At 36.1% G+C, this 16557-nt stretch carries 12 protein-coding genes and 1 pseudogene; 11 read left to right on the top strand and 2 right to left on the bottom strand.

Features of this window, described 5'->3' with window-relative positions:
• Positions 1 to 26: 26 nt before the first annotated feature.
• Positions 27 to 350: an HI1450 family dsDNA-mimic protein gene (locus tag HMPREF1052_RS02130; protein ID WP_005759106.1), complete on the bottom strand. Its 324-nt coding sequence runs from the start codon at positions 348 to 350 to the stop codon at positions 27 to 29.
• Between the two features lie 303 nt (positions 351 to 653).
• On the opposite strand from HMPREF1052_RS02130, the gene HMPREF1052_RS02125 reads away from it, so the two are divergent.
• The 10 genes and pseudogenes from HMPREF1052_RS02125 to recD all read left to right on the top strand — a co-directional run bounded on the left by HMPREF1052_RS02125 (position 654) and on the right by recD (position 12807).
• Positions 654 to 1964: an NCS2 family permease gene (locus tag HMPREF1052_RS02125; protein ID WP_005759116.1), complete on the top strand. Its 1311-nt coding sequence runs from the start codon at positions 654 to 656 to the stop codon at positions 1962 to 1964.
• A 15-nt stretch (positions 1965 to 1979) separates the two neighbouring features.
• Complete coding sequence (locus HMPREF1052_RS02120; protein WP_005758816.1) at positions 1980 to 2336, top strand: DsrE/DsrF/TusD sulfur relay family protein; 357 nt, start codon at positions 1980 to 1982, stop codon at positions 2334 to 2336.
• Between the two features lie 182 nt (positions 2337 to 2518).
• A complete protein-coding gene (locus tag HMPREF1052_RS11685) occupies positions 2519 to 2737 on the top strand; it encodes an IS1/IS1595 family N-terminal zinc-binding domain-containing protein (RefSeq protein WP_430017914.1) in 219 nt (72 codons plus the stop codon).
• A pseudogene (locus HMPREF1052_RS11625) lies at positions 2715 to 2825 on the top strand (IS1595 family transposase); the annotation flags it as partial. The gene HMPREF1052_RS11685 and the pseudogene HMPREF1052_RS11625, both read left to right, overlap by 23 nt.
• Positions 2826 to 3032: 207 nt before the next feature.
• Positions 3033 to 3584 carry a hypothetical protein gene (locus HMPREF1052_RS11450; protein ID WP_005758841.1) on the top strand — a complete coding sequence of 184 codons (552 nt, stop codon included), beginning with the start codon at positions 3033 to 3035 and terminating at the stop codon, positions 3582 to 3584.
• On the top strand, positions 3512 to 3856 hold the full coding sequence (locus HMPREF1052_RS11445) for a DNA methyltransferase (protein ID WP_231284606.1): 345 nt from the start codon (positions 3512 to 3514) through the stop codon (positions 3854 to 3856). The genes HMPREF1052_RS11450 and HMPREF1052_RS11445 overlap by 73 nt, the downstream gene beginning before the upstream one ends.
• Before the next feature lie 165 nt (positions 3857 to 4021).
• The gene (locus HMPREF1052_RS11440; RefSeq protein ID WP_005759179.1) at positions 4022 to 4930 is read left to right on the top strand and encodes a DNA methyltransferase; all 909 of its coding nucleotides are present in this window, start codon (positions 4022 to 4024) and stop codon (positions 4928 to 4930) included.
• A complete protein-coding gene (locus HMPREF1052_RS02110; protein WP_005759048.1) occupies positions 4931 to 7123 on the top strand; it encodes a type III restriction-modification system endonuclease in 2193 nt (730 codons plus the stop codon).
• A gap of 143 nt (positions 7124 to 7266) precedes the next feature.
• On the top strand, positions 7267 to 10911 hold the full coding sequence (recB, locus tag HMPREF1052_RS02105; RefSeq protein WP_005758972.1) for an exodeoxyribonuclease V subunit beta: 3645 nt from the start codon (positions 7267 to 7269) through the stop codon (positions 10909 to 10911).
• 9 nt (positions 10912 to 10920) lie between these two features.
• On the top strand, positions 10921 to 12807 hold the full coding sequence (gene recD / locus HMPREF1052_RS02100) for an exodeoxyribonuclease V subunit alpha (RefSeq protein WP_005759275.1): 1887 nt from the start codon (positions 10921 to 10923) through the stop codon (positions 12805 to 12807).
• Between the two features lie 28 nt (positions 12808 to 12835).
• Here the strand turns inward: recD and HMPREF1052_RS02095 are convergent, their stop codons facing one another.
• On the bottom strand, positions 12836 to 13729 hold the full coding sequence (locus HMPREF1052_RS02095; protein ID WP_005758855.1) for a LysR family transcriptional regulator: 894 nt from the start codon (positions 13727 to 13729) through the stop codon (positions 12836 to 12838).
• Positions 13730 to 13939: 210 nt separating this feature from the next.
• Between HMPREF1052_RS02095 and topA the strand changes: the two genes are divergently transcribed.
• Positions 13940 to 16546 (top strand): type I DNA topoisomerase, encoded by a 2607-nt coding sequence (gene topA, locus HMPREF1052_RS02090; RefSeq protein ID WP_005758915.1) that lies wholly within the window; start codon positions 13940 to 13942, stop codon positions 16544 to 16546.
• Positions 16547 to 16557 lie beyond the last annotated feature (11 nt).

Below are 16557 nucleotides of genomic sequence, written 5' to 3'. Positions count from 1 at the left end.
AAAATAATACTTAAGCCTTTCTTTTGCTATGCCTTCCAAATTACATGAAATTCCCGATCTTGCTCTCGATGAGAAATGAGAAATTTGGCAAAAATATCATCCATTTCATCTTGTTCATTCACTAAGCCGATCCATACTTCAGCGTATTCATCAGGATCAATTAAAACACCAATTTCTTCATCCCAGTTGTCCGCAGTTTCAACAAATTCTACAGCTCCTAGATCTTCAAATTGTAAATTAAATAACATGATATCAGCAGGATCTAAATTCTCAGGTGCCATTTCAAGAAAAATATCATAAGCTATATCAATAGCAGCATCTGGCTGTAATTTCGAAATTTGTTTTGTCATTATCCTTTTCCAATTAAACGGTAATCTTTAGTTGGCACATCATAGCTTAATTTTAGTCAAATAAAAAGCATTCATATTCTGCATATAAAAGCCACTGTCCTGGAATTTTAATGACTTCTGATACTTATTGATAGGAAATAATTTTTCAAAAACTCACCGCACATTGTCACAAATTTGTTGTTAAGAAGCTGTAAATATTCATAGCAGAATGAAAAATATTTTGATAGAATCCAAAGGAAAAACACCAATCTTATTATTCTTGTTTTTCATTAACCCTTTTTTCAATTTTTTTGGAAACATCTAATGGAAAATCAATCATTTCTTCAACATTTTTTTAAATTAAATCAACATAAAACTACCACAAAAACAGAAATCATTGCAGGAATTACTACTTTCTTCACAATGGTTTATATCGTATTTGTTAATCCTTCAGTGCTTGGTGATGCTGGTATGGATAAGCAAGTTGTATTTGTGACTACATGTTTAATTGCAGCCTTTGGTACCATTGCAATGGGGCTATTTAGTAATTTACCTATTGCTTTAGCTCCAGCGATGGGATTGAATGCCTTTTTCGCTTATGTTGTCGTAGGTAAATTAGGTTATTCTTGGGAAGTCGGGATGGGCGCCATTTTTTGGGGTTCAATTGGCTTATTTGTCTTAACCTTATTTCAAATTCGCTATTGGCTAATTTCTTCTATCCCTCTTGCATTGCGTGTTGGTATAGGTGCAGGAATTGGCTTTTTTATTGCGTTAATTGGTTTTAAAAATATGGGATTAGTGGTAGCCAACCCTGCAACGCTCGTTGCGTTAGGTAATTTACATGATCCTAAAGTACTTATGGGAATTTTAGGTTTCTTTATTATTGTGGTATTAGCCGCCCGTAATATTTTCTCTGGTGTATTAGTCTCTATTGTTGTGATTACTGCTTTGGCATTACAGTTTGATGAAAATGTAGTATATCGTGGTTTAGTTTCTATGCCACCAAGCTTAGATGCAGTAGTAGGAAAAGTAGATATTGTTGGTGCGTTAGATACTGCGTTATTAGGGATTATTTTTTCATTTTTATTAGTGAATCTTTTTGACTCATCAGGCACTATGCTTGGGGTAACAGAAAAAGCAGGCATTACTGATGAAAAAGGACTCTTTCCTAAAATGAAACAAGCCTTATATGTGGATAGTGTCAGTGCTGTTATTGGTTCATCAATAGGTACATCTGCCATTAGTACTTATGTGGAAAGTGGATCAGGGGTTTCTGTTGGTGGACGGACAGGTTTAACTGCGGTAGTCGTTGGTGTATTATTTTTATTAACCATTTTTCTTTCACCATTAGCAGGGCTCGTTCCAGCTTATGCAACGGCGGGAGCATTAGTATATGTTGGTATTTTAATGGCATCAAGTTTGATTAAAGTCCAATGGCAAGATCTGACTGAAGCTGCACCCGCATTTATTACTGCTGCGATGATGCCATTTACCTATTCTATTACGGAAGGTATTGCATTTGGTTTCATTAGTTATTGTGTGATGAAAATTGGTACGGGACGGTGGAAAGATGTGAATGCACCAGTATGGGTGGTTTCACTTTTATTCTTACTGAAATTTATTTGGATTGGATAATCCTAAGGCTTTAATATGCAAAAACTTTTATTTATTTTAAATGAATCACCTTATGGTACAGAAAAAGCATTTAACGCATTACGTTTTGCAATCAATTTGATTGAAGAACACCCGAAAGAAGTCGAAGTGAAAGTGTTCTGTTTCTCTGATTCTGTATTATCAGGTTTGGCAGGACAAGCTCCAAATGATGGGTCAAATGTGCAACAAACTTTAGAAGTGTTAACAGGTTTAGGTGCAGAAGTGAAGCTTTGCACAAGTTGTACAAAAGCACGAGGTATCACTCATTTGCCATTAGTAAAAGGTGTAGTATTAGGGACTTTAGATGATGTATCTGAATGGACCTTATGGGCAGATAAAGTGATTAATTTTTAAGACCGTGTTTTGATATTCGGTTGATAAATTTGGTTCAATCTAATAAAATCCCTTATAGAGATTTGATTCGTAAGGGATTTTATCATCTCTGACATCGCAAGAGTATTGGATATTTTGAAATAGTTGTTCAAATAACCTTTCAGATGATGAAAAATAACAATTTTTGATTTTAGTTTCTCAGAATGATGAGATTAAAAAAAGTGGCAAAACCCAAACAGATCGCTTGCTGCCTACATTGTCAGTCAACTCATTTTGTTAAAAATAGCAAAAAATGCGGTCATCAAAAGCATCTCTGCTGCAATTCAAATTGCAAAAAATCATTTGTCGAACAGACAGGAACAATTATGTATGGTTCTCAAAAAACATTGCTATTAGGGAAAATACATTCATTGCATGGTTGAAAAATATCTACTGCGCAAATATGCACAGATTTGCGGTATCACACTACAAACTGCATTTTACTGGCGACACAAAATTCTCGGTGCCTTATAAAAAAGTGGAATTGCTGAATTTTATTCGAATATCTTGTGTTCCATTAAATAAGCATAGGTTTATTAACTTCCTGTTGTTCCTGTTTAACTAGAGTTTTTACGAAAGGCGTAATTATGGCAAGCACAGCACAGCACAGCACAGCACAGCACAGCACAATTGTACACTAAATCTCAATAGTTCCTCAATAAAACAAGGGGTAATGCAATGAGTAACATTACCCAAGAAATCTTGTTTTCATCAAACACACAGCCTGAAAGCCAAGCTCCGCGCGAAAACGAACGGCTGGCATTCTTAAAACAGCATTTCCCCAACTGCTTTGACAAACATGGCGCATTCCTGCCTGAAAAAATGGCGGAAGAATTGCACGCAAAAGGCGTTACCACTCAAAAAGAAGGTTACAGCTTAAATTGGCTGGGTAAGTCCTATGCCAAAGTGTTGAGAGACACGCCGCCTGAAACTTTGCTGGCTGAAAATATTGAACACAATCAAAAGACTGAAAATACCAACAGCGAAAACCAGCTGATTAAAGGCGACAATTTGGGAGTGTTGAAACACCTGAAAAACGCCTACAAAAACGCCGTCAAAATGATTTACATTGACCCACCGTATAACACTGGTTCGGAGGTTTTGTCTATCAAGATGACCGCAAATTTACGCCTGAAACTTTGGCGCAATTGGGCGGTATGGAGATTGGAGACGCCAAACGTGTGCTGGAATTTACCGCGAAAAAATCCAATTCCCACAGCGCGTGGCTGACGTTTATGTATCCGCGTTTGTATATTGCGCGTGAATTGTTGCGCGATGATGGCGTGATTTTTATCAGCATTGATGACAATGAACAGGCGCAATTAAAGATTTTGTGTGATGAAGTGTTTGGGGAAGAGAATTTTGTTGGCAGTTTTATTTGGAACAATAAATATACCGTTTCCAATGATACGGACATTTCATATCAACATGAACACATTCTGTGTTATTCAAAAAGTAGAACGATTTTCTCTCTAAATTTATTAGAAAGAACAGAAAAATAGAATAAAGATTATAAAAATCGTGATAATGACCCGAAAGGTGCTTGGAAAGCAACTCCAATTCATGCACGAAGTGGAACTGAAAATGGAATTTATACTATTGAATTTTCAAATGGAATAACATGGACAGCTCCAACAGGTCGCTATCCAAGATATTCAAAAGCTCGATTGCAAGAATTATATGAAGAAGGAGCTTTATATTTTAATAAGAATGGAGGAGTAGACAAAAAAACATATCTTAGCGAAGTTCGCAATGGTGTAACTTGCGGAACGTTATGGGGATATGAAGAAGTTGGGCATTCACATGGAAATAATGAAGAAGTTGCCGATTTGTTAGGAAAAGGAATTTTTAATGACCCTAAAGGAATTACTTTATTAAAAAGAATTTTACAATTAGCTACTTCATCTACCGATAATCATTTGGTTTTAGATTTTTTTTCAGGTTCTGGCACAACCGCCCACGCCGTGATGGATATGAATAAAAATGACAAAGGAAATCGCCGTTTTATTTGTATTCAAATTCCAGAAAAACCTAAAGTAGAAGCTATCAAAGCTGGCTATCAAACCATTTTTGGCATTACCAAAGCAAGAATTGAATTAGCCGCCGCCAAAATCAAAACGGAAAACCCTGATTATTCAGGCGATTTGGGCTTTAAAATTTTCCAAACCGAACTGAATTTTCAGACTGCATTGGATACGGATTTTAACCCGACACAGCCTGAATTACCCTATACGCAAAACGCTATGTTGAGCGATGAACAATTACACACGCTTTTCACCACTTGGCGTGTCTATGACGGATCACGGCTGCCTGAAAAGGTACAAACCATTGATTTGGCAGGCTATACGGCGTATTACTGCCGTCAGCATTTGTATTTGTTGGCGAGCGGTTTTTCGTCCGAATGCGTTAAAGCTTTGATTGAAAAATTGGATAACGACAAGGATTTTATCCCCGAACGCATTGTGTTATTTAGCCAAAATATGGAAAGCGCAATGCAAAAAGAATTGGCACAAGCAGTGAAAACCTATGCCAATAAAAAAGGGTTAAGCAATTTAAGCGTGTTGGTGAGGGTGTAAATGGCTGGTTTTACTTACGAAAAAAATTTACCGCACCAAGAAAAGGCGATTGAGTCGGTTTTGAGCCTGTTTGACTGCGTGCATTTAAAACAGGGCAGCCGTGATGAAAACCCCGAAATCGTGTTTTCAGGCAGCCTGAAAGCCGATAATTTACGCCAAATTCAGCAGTTTAACAGCGTAGATGATGTGCCGCTTTCAGGCAGCAATGTGCTTGATATTGCAATGGAAACAGGCACGGGCAAAACCTACACTTACACCAAAACGATGTTTGAACTCAACCGCACTTTGGGCGTGTTTAAGTTTATTGTGGTTGTGCCGACCCTTTCCATTAAGGCTGGCACAAAAAACTTCCTAGAAAGCACCGCACTTGCCGAGCATTTTCGCAAGGATTTTGCCGGGCGTTATTGCGAAAAAGAAATTAAGTTGTATGTGGTGGAAAGCCAAAAAGCCAAGGCAAAAAAAGCCTTTATGCCAGCGGAAATCGTGCGTTTTGTGGAAACTGACGACAAGCAAAAAATCCATATTTTGCTGATTAATGCTGGAATGATTAATTCCGACACGATGGCTGGCAAGGATAAAGGCAATGACGGCAGTCGCTTGATTAAGGATAAATACGCCGTGCCGTTTGAGGCACTAGCGGCGGTTAAGCCCTTTGTGATTGTGGACGAGCCGCATAAATTCCCCAAAGACAAAAAAACTTGGGAAAATTTGTTGAAATTCAATGCCCAATTTATTTTGCGTTATGGTGCGACGTTTAATAATCAATTTGAAAATTTGCTGTATCGCCTAACCGCGATTGACGCGTTTAATGATGATTTGGTCAAAGGCATTCGCGCCTTTACCGAACAGATTGACGGCGACAATGGCGAACGGATTAAATTGCTGGATTTAGACGGCAAAGAAGCGACTTTTGTTTTAAATAAACAAGAATTTAAATTAAGCAAAGGCGATAATTTAAGCTGTGTTCATCAGGCAATTGACGATTTGTTTGTGGCAGAAATGAACAAAACCACGCTGGTATTAAGTAATGGCGTGGAGTTGAAAAAAGGCGATGGCATTAACCCTTATTCTTACAGCGATACCGTGCGCGACAAAATGATGCGCCAAGCGGTACGGCAGCATTTTGCGCTGGAAAAACAATTACTCACACGCAGCGGCGGACGGATTAAACCGCTGACCTTGTTTTTTATTGACGATATTGCAGGTTATCGTGATGAAAAAAGCCAACTTTCAGGCTGCCTGAAAAACGAAAGCAATGATTTTTTGCGCCAGTATTGGCAAAGGGCGTTAAAGGACATTGCCCAAACCCACGGCGGTTATTTTTCCCAAGACAACAGCGACAAAGACGACAAAATCGAGCAGGAAGTGAATGAAATTCTGCACGATAAAGAAAAATTGCTGTCGCTGGATAATCCGCGCCGTTTTGTGTTTTCCAAATGGACGTTGCGCGAAGGTTGGGATAATCCGAATGTGTTTCAGATTTGCAAATTGCGTTCCAGCGGCAGCGAAACCAGTAAATTGCAGGAAGTAGGGCGCGACTTGCGTTTGCCTGTGAACGAATATATGGCAAGGGTCAAAGACCATCAATTTTTCTTAAACTATTTTGTGGACAGCAACGAAAGCGATTTTGTGGAAAAATTGACCGCCGAAGTCAATAGTGCGGTGGCAAAACCGATGGTTTTTGCCGCATTAAACGATGAATTGATTGAAAAAATCTTGGCAGCCTATCCCAATGAAAGCAAGAAAAGCATACGCCATAAATTGGCGGATTTGACTGATGACAATGATTTTTTTGTGGAAAAGGGTTTTGCCGAAACCAAAAAAATGTTTCCCAAAGCGTTTGAAGTTTCAGGCAGCCTGAAAAACGGCAAAATTACCCGTTCGGGCGATAAAACCAGCAAAGTCAAAATGCGCGTGGGCAAATACGATGAACTCAAAGCCTTGTGGGAAACGATTAACCAAAAAGCCTTGTTGCAATACAAAATCAAAGATGAAGCGGCATTTTTGGCATTATTCACGCAATACCTGCGCGACAATGCCAACAAATTCACACCAACAGGCATACGCACGGTGCAAAGCGAAATCAAGGTCAGCAAAGGTTTATTAAGTGTGGTCAAAAATGACAGTGTTTTTGATGACAGCTTTGAGCCGATTAACACGATGAATTACCGTAAAGTTTTTAATTATGTTTAAACCATATTGATAGTTAAAAAGCCTATATTCCAAAGAATATAGGCTTTTTATGTGTAAAAGTGCGGTTAGATTTTTAAGAATTTTTCAAATTAATAGGATTTTTGCTAAAATGAATATTATATGTAGCTAAAATATTTATTCATATGACGAAAGAATTTTTTCCACTCAATCCTATTTCAACACCTTTAAACTCCATTGTTTTAATTGAGGCTTCTGCGGGTACGGGTAAAACCTTTACGATGGTTTCGCTATATCTGCGTTTGTTACTGCAAATAGGGGAAAATTGTTTTAATAAGCCTTTATCGGTGGAAGAAATTTTAGTTGTCACCTTTACAGAGGCTGCAACGCAAGAGTTGCGTGAACGTATTCGTAATCGAATTCATTTAGCTAAACAACAGTTTGAACAATATTCAGAGAATCAAGACAAAGCTATATTTATTAAAACTGATAATGAATTTATTGTAGATGTTGTTGAACAGTTAGATTTAAAAGCAACAATTCAGCGTTTAAAGATCGCCGAGCAAAATATGGATTTAGCTGCGATTTATACTATTCATGGTTTTTGCCGTCGAATGTTAATGCAATATGCGTTTAATTCTGGTATTCACTTTAATCTTGAATTAGTCACTGATGAATCAGCGTTGCTAACTCGTCTTACTAATGAACTGTGGAGAGAACATTTTTATCCTTTATCTTTTGAAGCAACTAATTACATTTATCATCATTTAGGGACGCCAGCAGAACTATTAAAGAAAATTCAGAAATTTGTTACTAATGATGAAATAGGTATTGATATAGTCGATCCTAAATTATTAGCTTTAAATTTTGAGGATTTTATTCATCAATATATTGAAAAGGATATTCATGAATTAAATGCATTAAAAGCCACTTGGTTAGCACATGAAGAAGAAATTATTCGATTAATTGATGAAGCAAAAGATAAAAAATTAATTAAAGGTGCTTCTTTTAAATCTAATCATTTACCTGGGCGTTTTCAAGCTATTCGAGAATGGGCAAATAATCCTACGGATCTATCTATACCCGAAGCGCTGTCTAAATATTTTAATCAATCAGCTATGGATAGTTATCTTACTAAAGATCAACCTGTTTCACATGCTGTGTTTGAATCAGCAGATAAAGTGGTTATTAAATATCAAAATCATCCATTATATGTTCAGGTGTTTTATTATCATTATATTCAATGGATTAAAACCCAACTTAAAGATTATAAACTTAATCATCAAGAGAAGAGTTTTGACGATTTATTGCGTTTATTAAAAGAAGCATTGACTTCAACTCATGGAGAAAAATTAGCCCAACTTATTAGACAGCAATATCCTTTTGCTATGATCGATGAATTTCAGGATACGGATAGCCAGCAATATAAAATTTTCTCGACAATTTATATTGCGCCTCAAAATGCTAATACGGGGTTTGTGATGATTGGCGATCCTAAACAGGCGATTTATCAATTTCGTGGTGCGGATATTTTCACTTATCTTAAAGCCGCAGAACAAGCTAAACAACGTTTTACCTTAAATAAAAATTATCGTTCAGAAGAAAATCTTCTTCATTCAGTTAATCAAATTTTTGATTTTACTAATACACAACCTTTCTTATATCAAAATATTGATTTCTTAGCTGTAGGTGCAGGTAAACCACAAGGGCGTTTTGAAGTAAATGGAAATACAGAAGCTCCGTTAGGTTTTTATTTAGGTGATAATCCTTCTAATGAACAACTTGCAGAAGTTTGTGCAAAAACTATTTCTCAATGGCTTATGGGGGCGTTACAAAATAAAACGGGGTTTCGTACAGATAAGGGACTAGAGGCACTTAGACCTAAAGATATTGCGGTTTTAGTCCGTAACGGTTATGAAGCTGGATTAGTCAAAAATGCGCTGCAGGCATTTAACATTTCCTCGGTATATTTATCTGATCGAAGTAATGTATTTGATTGTGATGAAGCAAAAGAATTGCTATTGATTTTAGAAGCTTGTTTAAATCCGTTTAGTGAACGCAACGTATTAAATGCTATCGCCACTTCAGTATTTTGTTTAACAAGTGCAGAAATTCAGCATTTAAAACAAAATGAAAATGATTGGGAACAATGGATTAATCGTTTTTTGAATTATCAACGAACATGGCGACATCAAGGTGTTTTAGCAATGTTGCATCAATTATTCTTAGCTGAGCAAATTCCACAAAAATTGATTAATATGGCTAATGGTGAACGTCGTGTAACCGATTTACTTCATTTAGCTGAATTATTACAAGAGGCTACAGCATTAAATGAAAGTGATTCAGCGTTATTACGTTGGTTTGAACGTCAGATTCGTGGTGAAAATCGTCAAGATGAACAGGCACTTCGTTTAGAAAGTGAGCAAGATTTAGTAAAAATTGTCACTATCCATAAATCAAAGGGGCTTGAATATTCTATAGTATGGTTACCTTTTATTGGCGCTAAAGCAAAGGGGAATAATAGCACCATTGCGACTTATTATAATGAAGAAAAGCAATCCGTCCTATGGGATATGGAAAAACAACACAATGATGCGGTGATTAAAGAAAGTTATGCTGAAGAAATGCGCTTACTCTATGTGGCATTAACGAGAGCGAAATATCATTTATCGATAGGTTTAGCTAACGAGTTTTCTGCTCAGTGGAATGCATTGTTATATGCCTTATCAGAAGGTGAAATTGGTTTAGATGCGCCTAAACAAAAATATTGTACAACTGACTTATTAGATCATTTAGTAGAAAAAGTGAATCAAGAAAATATTGCACGCTATAACATAGATGAAGTGCAAGGCGAAATGTATTCACCAGAGAAGCCAGCCAAACAATATCAAGCTAAAATTTCCCATGGCAATATTGAACGAGATTGGGGAGTAAATAGTTTCAGTTCATTAAAACGTATGAATGACTTATCTCATGCCAAAAATAAACCTACTGAATTATTAACTCTTGAAAGTGCGGTAGGATTTTCAGAAATTTTAGATAGTGCAAAAGATGTCGATTCAGAACTCTCTATGGATTTTATCGAAAATAATGTTGAGTTAAATGACAACGTCACAGATTATCCTGTAGGCTATTCACCCTTTGATTTTCCACGTGGTATGGCGGTGGGAACGGCACTGCATTATTTCTTCGAAAAGCAAGATTTTAGCAAACCACTAGATGATGTCTTGATTGATAGATTATTGGAAATAGTGCAATTAGAGAAATCCTGGAAAGAACCTCTTATTCAGTGGATGAACCAATTGTTAACCACGCCATTATTACAGGCTAACAGTTTTAGTTTATCTAATCTCAATCTAAAGGATTGTGTAAAAGAAATGCAATTCTATTTAAAAATTGAAAATACTTTAGATGTAAAAGCGTTTAATCAGATAATTGCACAATATCATTCTATTCAATCAGAATATTATGAGTTTGAGCAAATTAAAGGAATGTTAAAAGGATTTATCGATTTAGCATTCCGCCATAATGGTCAATATTATGTGCTTGACTATAAATCCAATTTTTTGGGTAATCATTTGAATTGTTACGCAAAAGAACATTTATCTCATGCGATAAAGCAAGAACATTATGATTTGCAATATTTATTGTACAGTGTGGCAATGCACCGTTATTTAAAACAACGTTTGCCAAACTATAATTATGATCGGGATTTTGGTGGTATATTGTATTGTTTTGTTCGTGGCATGAATGGTAAAAATGCAAACTATGGAGTGTATTTTGATAAACCTCAGCGTGCACTGATTGAATGTTTAGATAAGCTATTTTAAGGTTATTCTATGTTAGATATTTTATTTCAATTAAAACAGAACAAGATTATTAGCCAAGGAGATTATTACTTTGCCAAGATGATTGCAGATAAACAAAATGCAAGCTCTGAGGTAGAAAAAAATCTTGCGATATTATTAGCGGCACTTTGTAATTACAGTCATCAACAAGGAAATACTTGTCTATTTTTAGATGAGACTCTAAAACATAATTTATTTAATTTACATCAATCAGAATTTAAGGATATTTTACATAAAATTGATGATAAAATTGAGCATTTATCTGTATCTGAATGGCAAACTAAATTACAACGTCACAATGCTTTCACTTCAGAGCCATTAACCTCTATTTCACCTTTAGTCTTTCAATTTAATGCATTATATTTCTATCGAGTTTGGCAAGATGAATATCGAGTTGCAGAGTATCTCAAAAGTGCGGTCATAAATAGCAAAATTTTATCGGATAAATTGGCAAATAATGAAGTTAGGTCGATTATTGAAGAAAATGCTGATTCTAATCAAGGGCAAAAAATTGCTATTGCTACCGCTCTTCGTCAGCAATTCTGTTTGATTTCAGGTGGTCCAGGCACAGGGAAAACTTATACTGTGGCACGTTTGCTGGTGGCACTTCAATCCTTAAACCAAGGAAAATTATTAATTAAATTGGCAGCACCTACAGGAAAGGCGGCCGCTCGTTTAACCGAAAGTATTGAAAATGCCTTAGGAAGTATGGTGCTCCCCGAACAATTGCGAAGTAGTATTCCCACAGAGGCGATGACTATTCATCGTTTATTAGGTGGCCGTCATTTTAAATACCATGCACAAAATCCCTTACCTGTAGATTTGTTAATTGTGGATGAAGCATCGATGGTCGATCTCTCCTTGATGTCTAGTTTATTGCAAGCGTTACCTAAACAAGCCAGACTGATTTTATTAGGTGATAAAGATCAATTAGCTTCTGTAGAGGCGGGAGCAATTTTGGGGGAATTAGGTCAGTTTTTAAATCAAGGTTATAGCTCAGAACATATTCAATATTTAAATGTTGTGACAGATGCTCAATTAGTCGATAACCATACTGAGGGCAATGAGATTAGGGATTATTTATGTTATTTAACGGAGAGTCGTCGTTTTACCAATAAATCTGCTATTGGTATTTTAGCGAATTCAGTCAATCAACGTAAAGCAGCAGAAAGTCTTGCATTGTTTGAACAGTACGAACAAATTGAATTTATCAATTTAGAACATGATTCAGAACATAAACGTAAACTATCGGTTTTTAATGTTATGAACAAAGCTATAGAAGAATATGCTTTGTATTTACGGGAAATTGAAACTCGATCAGCAAAATTAACAGAATTGACAGAAGCTGATATAGAAAAAATTTTTGCACAGTTCAGAAAAGTACGTTTCCTAGCGGCTTTACGTATGGGAGATTTAGGAATTGAATCATTAAACGAAATGATTGCTGAACAATTGCGTCGGAAAGGCTTAGTGAACTTTAAATATAGCCGTGAGTGGTACCAAGGTAAACCAGTAATGATTGTGCAAAATGATGCGAATGTCGGGTTATATAATGGAGATATTGGCTTATTTATTCATGGTAAAGTTTGGTTTGAATTAGGTGAGGGTAAATACAAGCACATATTGCCAAGCCGTGTACCTAGCCATGAACCTGCTTATGTAATGACGGTACATAAATCTCAAGGGTCTGAATTTGCTCATACCTATCTTATTTTACCTATGGAATTTAACCCAGTACTCACAAAAGAATTAATTTATACGGCCATTACACGAGCCAAGGAACAGTTTACTGTATTTGCTAGTAAAAATATTTGGCAAATAGCAGTAAAAAATCAAGTAAAAAGACAAAGCGGATTAAGTTATTTACTCGCTAAATAACAAAAAAACGCTTTGTTGATTGAAATGATTAAGCCATTTCTCCCAAATTTAATTGGCTTAGGAATTTAATAAAGGCTTTAACTTTTGCCGCTAAATGACGACGATGAGGATAAACAGCATGTAAATCTAATCGTTGTTGTTTATATTCTGGCAATACTTCAATTAATTCGCCTGATTTAAGTTCTTTTTCAACTAAGAAACGAGGAGAATTGATGATGCCTAAATCATCTTTTGCCATTTGGACTAAAGTTAATCCATTATTACAAATCATTCTTGAACGCATTTTGATACGTTGAACTTTACCATTGTGAGCAAACTCCCAATAAATTTGGTTTCCTATGGCTTTGTAAAGTAAGCAATGATGATGTTCTAAATCTTCTGGCTGTTTTGGAATACCATATTCCGTAAGATATTTAGGGGAGGCAACAAAATGCATGGTGGTTGTAGCAAGCTTTTTGGCTACTAATGTGCTATCCTGTAGTGCGCCTATACGTAATGCAATATCATATCCTTCTGACATTAAATCGACACGGCGATCACTGAATTCTACTTCAACATGTAAATTTGGGTTTGCTTTAATAAAACTAGGTAAAACTGGTGCGATAAAACGAAGTCCAAAATCCATTGGAATAGAAACAACAATATTTCCCTGTAAAGAGGAAGAGAGATCACTGATACTTGAATCAGCTTCTTCTAACTCAACTAAAATAGGATGACAGCGTTGATAATAAACTAAACCTGCTTCAGTAGGTGCAATCTTTCGGGTAGTTCGTTGTAATAGGCGGGTTTTTAACTGTTCTTCTAATTGGGCAACCAATTTACTTGCCATGGCCACTGAAATATTTTCTAATGCGGCTGCTTGAGTAAAACTTTGTGTTTCAATGACTCGACAGAAGACAGAAATTGCATTGAGTTTATCCATTTATTTCACCTTTTATAAAAAAGTTGTTGACCTAGCTATAGAGAGTTGGGCAATATAGCGGCGATATTTGAAATATGTCCAGTAAAACTGATAAATCTCAGCCATACCAATTTTAAAAGCGGGTATCATACTGGATAGATTTCAAATATAAAGCTAATTTACAAAATTAAACAGAATTTTACACCAAACAAAAAAAATCAGGTAAGAGAAATGACAAAATCCTTGGTTATTGTGGAATCGCCAGCCAAAGCGAAAACCATTAATAAATATTTAGGTAACAATTATGTAGTGAAATCTAGCGTGGGGCATATCCGTGATTTACCCACTGCTGGTACGGCTACAGGTGAAAAAAATAAGCCAGTTTCAACCAAAGGATTAAGCACAGAACAAAAACAAGCGATTAAAGCGGAAAAAGAACAAAAAGCCTTGGTAAAACGTATGGGGATTGATCCTTACCATGGTTGGAAGGCTAATTATCAAATTTTACCAGGAAAGGAAAAAGTTGTCGCTGAACTCAAATCATTAGCTAAAAAAGCGGATCATATTTATCTTGCAACCGACTTGGATAGAGAAGGAGAAGCAATTGCTTGGCATTTACGTGAAGTAATAGGTGGTGATGATGATCGTTTTAGTCGAGTAGTGTTTAATGAGATTACTAAAAATGCCATTAAACAAGCCTTTGAAAAACCTGAACATTTAAATTTGGATCGTGTTAATGCTCAACAAACACGTCGTTTCTTAGACCGTGTTGTGGGTTTTATGGTATCTCCATTACTATGGAAAAAAGTCGCTCGAGGTTTATCAGCAGGTCGAGTACAGTCTGTTGCAGTAAAACTCATAGTTGAACGTGAACGAGAAATTAAAGCTTTCCAACCAGAAGAATATTGGGAAGTGGCAGTAGTTACTAAAACGGCTGATAAAGCACAGATTCGTTTAGATGTTACTGATTATAAAGGCAAGAAATTTTCACCTAAGAATGAGAGAGATGCTAAAAGTGCGGTAGATTTTTTAGAAAAATCGGATTATGTAGTTTCAGATTTAGAAACTAAGCCGACTACATCAAAACCAAGAGCGCCTTTTATCACATCAACATTACAACAAACAGCCAGTACCCGTTTAGGCTTTAGTGTGAAGAAAACAATGATGTTAGCTCAACGCTTATATGAGGCAGGCTATATTACTTATATGCGTACGGATTCAACTAATTTAAGCCAAGATGCATTAAATATGACTCGAGCTTACATTGAGGAAAATTTTGGTTCTAAATATCTTCCTGTAAAGCCTAATTTTTATTCAAGTAAAGATAATGCACAAGAAGCTCATGAAGCTATTCGTCCATCAGATGTGAATGTGCATGCAGATCATTTACATGGAATGGAAAAAGATGCTGTACGTTTATATGATTTGATTTGGCGTCAATTACTGGCTTGTCAAATGACAGCGGCACAATATGATAGCTCTACATTAACAGTTACGGCTGGCGATTATACGCTTAAAGCAAAAGGTCGTATTTTACGTTTTGATGGTTGGACAAAAGTATTACCACAAACCACCAAATCACCTGAAGACCAAGAATTACCAGCGGTTGAATTACACCACAAATTAACGTTAAAAGAAGTACAACCTTCTCAACATTTTACTAAACCACCAGCACGTTTTACCGAAGCTGCATTAGTAAAAGAGTTAGAAAAACGTGGTATTGGTCGTCCTTCAACTTATGCAACTATTATTTCAACGATTCAAGACCGCGGTTATGTTTATACCGAAAATCGTCGTTTCTATGCTGAAAAAATGGGCGAAATTGTTACAGATCGTCTAAATCAATCATTCAGTGAATTAATGAGTTATGATTTCACTGCAAGTTTAGAAGATATGTTAGACCAAATCGCTAATGGTCAAAAAAATTGGAAAACAGAATTAAACCAATTCTTTAAAGATTTTTCTAGTCAATTAACTACCGCAGAATTAGATGAACTTGAAGGAGGAATGAAGCCTAATAGTTTGGTGATGACAGATATTAAATGCCCAACTTGTAATCGTCCGATGGCAATTCGTACAGCAAGCACTGGTGTATTTTTAGGTTGTTCAGGTTATGCATTGCCACCTAAAGAGCGTTGTAAAACCACAATTAATTTAATTCCTGAAGCTGAACTATTAAATGTATTAGATGAAGCGTCAGAAACTAAAGCATTAATGGAACGTAAGCGTTGTCCTAAATGTGGTACAGCTATGGATAGTTATGTAATTGATCCTGCTCGTAAAATTCATATTTGCGGTAATAATCCAAATTGTGATGGTTATGTCATTGAACAAGGTTCATTCAAAATTAAAGGTTATGATGGTCCAATTGTTGAATGTGATAAATGCGGTGCGGATATGCACTTAAAACTTGGTCGTTTTGGTAAATATATGGCTTGTACAAATTGTGATAATACCAGAAAAATCTTGAAAAATGGTGAAGTTGCCCCGCCAAAAGAGGAACCAACACATTTCCCAGAATTAAAATGTGAAAAATCAGATGCTTATTTTGTATTACGTGATGGTGCGAGCGGTGTATTTATGTCAGCTCATAACTTCCCTAAATCTCGTGAAACAAGAGCGCCTAAAGTGGCTGAATTAGCGAAATTTAAAGAACGTTTGCCTGAAAAGTTGCGTTATTTAGCTGAAGCACCACAAACAGATCCCGAAGGTAATGAGGCAATTATTCGTTTCAGTCGCAAAGAAAAACGTCAATATGTCACCTCTGAAAAAGATGGTAAAGCAACAAAATGGATTGTAGATTATTTAGATGGTAAATGGATACCACGCAACAAATAATTCATTTTTAA

The organism is Pasteurella bettyae CCUG 2042, from assembly GCF_000262245.1.
Taxonomy (GTDB): Bacteria; Pseudomonadota; Gammaproteobacteria; order Enterobacterales; family Pasteurellaceae; genus Basfia; species Basfia bettyae.
This window is presented reverse-complemented; position numbering and strand designations above follow the sequence as displayed.